The organism is Bacillus glycinifermentans (genome assembly GCF_001042475.2).
In the GTDB taxonomy this organism is placed as follows: domain Bacteria; phylum Bacillota; class Bacilli; order Bacillales; family Bacillaceae; genus Bacillus; species Bacillus glycinifermentans.
In genome coordinates this window covers 1-2,450 of sequence record NZ_LECW02000055.1, presented here as the reverse complement: position 1 = coordinate 2,450, position 2,450 = coordinate 1, and the positions used below count along the sequence as shown (strand labels likewise).

Sequence of the window (2,450 nt, the reverse complement as noted above, 5' to 3'; positions counted from 1 at the left end):
ATACCGGAACCAAAATCGCGACAAGTGTTTGCGGAGTGCGTAAGACGAAAATAAACGGGAGGCGGAATAAATGACGAAAACTAACGAAAAAATTCACGTATTAGCTGACGAATCACTTGGCGGAATCAAACGCGAGTATGTAGAGGTCGACAGGAAGGCGGAGGTGGGCGATAAGATTGTTATCGTTGACAAAAAGTATCCGGATGATATTTACAAGAACGGCGATATTTTTACGGTAGATCGCGAAGTTCCTCCTGGATCGGGTTACGTGGGAAGTGACGGAGCTGCATCCGATATGAACACTGGCGGACTTATATATCGCGGAGAATACCGCGTACTCGAACCGACCAACATCGTCCATATTGACGACCCTGACGGTACGGAGCGCTACGAAATGGTCGATCGCAAGGCGGAAGTAGGCGAGAAGGTTATCGTAACTAAGAGCGATGATTTTCCGAAAGGGTTAATTGATACGGTGGAATATTGTTACGAGTTTTCAGATTACGGATCAATCGACTTAGTGGAAGGCGCGGATGACCTGAAGTATCTGGACGCAGCGTACGAAGAATACCGCGTCCTTGTACCGGTCGAATCCGAAGAAGAACCGCAGCCGTCCGACTTAATCGACGTTATCGCTAACCTGGCGACGCGTGTTGCGGAATTGGAGCGTGAGAATAGACGCATCAAAGACGAAATCGACACGCTGCACAAAGACAACCTGAGACACGGCGAAGAATTGGAGGCGCTGAAATATGCCGCAAAGGAAACGGACGGAAAGGTGGCGCACCTGGAAGCGGATATAGAAGAAAGCTTTCCGGCGACAGACGCTCCTCTAGTATTTATTTGTCGGAAACCTGGAAGGTTCGAAGTTTATCAGGACGGTAAGAAGTTGCACGGAGTGATGTCCGTTCGCATCAACGCTAAGGTGGGCGAATTTGCTACGCACGAGATCGAATATATCTCCGGAGCAACCGAGGAGGAACGCCAATGAAGATCGCCCTAACCGCACCACTTCGCGCAGGCAAGTCGCTCGCCGCGTCATACATTTCGCTTCACTACGATTTCCAGCCGTTCGCATTCGGCGACGAACTAAAAGACGCATTTCACCGCGCATTCCCTCACGTTCCGCGAAATCCGAAGCCGCGCGCTCATTATCAGAAGTTCGGACAGTGGGCGCGGGAAGCCTTCGGAGAGGACGTATGGATCGACGCTCTCATGCCGAAAATAGCCGCCTATCTCGACCGCCATCCTTGCGACTGCGGCAATAATTCGGCGCTAAAGAATCGCGTGATCATCGATGACTGCCGCCAGCCTAACGAATACAGGCGGCTGAAGGACGAAGGCTTCGTATTTATCCGCATAACAGCACCGGCCGAGCTCCGTATTGAACGCGCCAAAAAAGCCGGCGATGCTTTCGAGCTTGCCGACTTAGAGCATCCGACTGAGCTTGCCGTCGATAGTTTCGAAGTTGATTACGAAATCGAGAACGTAGGCGAGCCGGAAGAGTTATACGCAAAGCTGGACGCGATTATGGCGGAGGTGTTGAAGTGACGAATATTCCGAATCATTACGGATACGGGTTACGAAATGATGAGAAACCCTATGCGCACAAGATTCCGGATGGCGGTAACTGGCGCGATCTTCCGGAAGAGGAGCAGAAGGCGTTTATGATGGGGGCGTTTTATAGCGGAGGAGGCCAAACGACATATTTGCGTAAGATGTCCTGGGATGAGCCGGCTTTAACGATCACAGCGTCGGTACTGGCGAAAGCTACGTGTCACTTACATCCGGATGAACCAATCGAAAGGAGCGAATATATGGGCGACTTTAACTTAACGCCGCAACTGCCGGCAAACGGACTGACTGTACTCGAATTATTCTGCGGAGGAGGTCTCGGAGCAATTGGCTTCAAAGCAGCCGGCTACGAGATTGTGAAGGCGTTGGACTTCGATAAGAATGCCGTCAAAGCCTACCGCCACAACTTCGGTGATTACGTAGAACAGGCGGACATTAACGAAATTGATATCGACAGTTTGCCGGACACAGATGTAATCTTCGGAGGTCCTCCGTGCCAAGACTTCTCGGTTGCGGGTAAAGGCGCGGGAGCAGATGGCGAACGCGGTAAATTAGTCTTCCGTTACCTCGAAATTATTGAGCGCAAGCAACCGAAAGCCTTCGTATTCGAAAACGTGAAGGGGCTGATTACGAAGCGACATCGCCCAACATTCGATGCCCTTATCGAAAGATTTAACGAAATAGGTTACGAGATTAGTTGGAAAGTGCTGAGCGCGTGGGATTACGGAGTAGCCCAGAAGCGAGAGCGCGTGTTCATCGTTGGAATACGAAAAGACCACGGAATCACTTTCGAGTTTCCGAAGCCGTTAGAAGGCGATTATCAAACGAAGGTATTACGGGATGTTATCGGTGATTTGCCGGAGCCGGGAGTTCAG

General features: G+C 50.9%; 3 protein-coding genes. All 3 read left to right on the top strand.

Annotated elements, in window-relative coordinates:
• Positions 1-70: 70 nt before the first annotated feature.
• On the top strand, positions 71-991 hold the full coding sequence (locus AB447_RS22995) for a hypothetical protein (protein ID WP_048356232.1): 921 nt from the start codon (positions 71-73) through the stop codon (positions 989-991).
• The gene (locus AB447_RS22990; protein WP_048356231.1) at positions 988-1,551 is read left to right on the top strand and encodes an AAA family ATPase; all 564 of its coding nucleotides are present in this window, start codon (positions 988-990) and stop codon (positions 1,549-1,551) included. The genes AB447_RS22995 and AB447_RS22990 overlap by 4 nt, the downstream gene beginning before the upstream one ends.
• The coding region (locus AB447_RS22985; protein ID WP_156416016.1) for a DNA cytosine methyltransferase at positions 1,548-2,450 on the top strand (903 nt) is incomplete at its 3' end. The genes AB447_RS22990 and AB447_RS22985, both read left to right, overlap by 4 nt.

Coding starts and splice junctions, on each gene's coding strand:
- AB447_RS22995 (WP_048356232.1), top strand. CDS start 71: ATGACGAAAACTAACGAAAAAATTCACGTATTAGCTGACGAATCACTT.
- AB447_RS22990 (WP_048356231.1), top strand. CDS start 988: ATGAAGATCGCCCTAACCGCACCACTTCGCGCAGGCAAGTCGCTCGCC.